Annotated in this window: 1 rRNA gene; it reads left to right on the top strand. The window is 54.5% G+C overall.

Annotated elements, in window-relative coordinates:
* Positions 1-426, top strand: a 16S ribosomal RNA gene (locus CIL03_RS19380); the annotation flags it as partial.

Here is a 426-nt window from a genome sequence, read left to right as displayed (position 1 = left end):
TAGTATCAGCAACAGGATTAGATACCCTGGTAGTCCACGCCCTAAACGATGCGAACTGGATGTTGGGCTCAATTGAGAGCTCAGTATCGAAGCTAACGCGTTAAGTTCGCCGCCTGGGAAGTACGGTCGCAAGACTGAAACTCAAAGGAATTGACGGGGGCCCGCACAAGCGGTGGAGTATGTGGTTTAATTCGATGCAACGCGAAGAACCTTACCTGGCCTTGACATGCACGGAAGTTTCCAGAGATGCGGGAGTGCCTTCGGGAATCGGAACACAGGTGCTGCATGGCTGTCGTCAGCTCGTGTCGTGAGATGTTGGGTTAAGTCCCGCAACGAGCGCAACCCTTGTCCTTAGTTGCCAGCACGTAATGGTGGGAACTCTAAGGAGACCGCCGGCGACAAGCCGGAGGAAGGTGGGGATGACGT

It is taken from the genome of Virgibacillus indicus (genome assembly GCF_002266285.1).
Taxonomy (GTDB): Bacteria; Bacillota; Bacilli; order Bacillales; family Amphibacillaceae; genus Virgibacillus_K; species Virgibacillus_K indicus.
The sequence above is the reverse complement of the archived record's forward strand: the minus strand, read 5'-3'. Positions and strand labels throughout refer to the sequence as shown.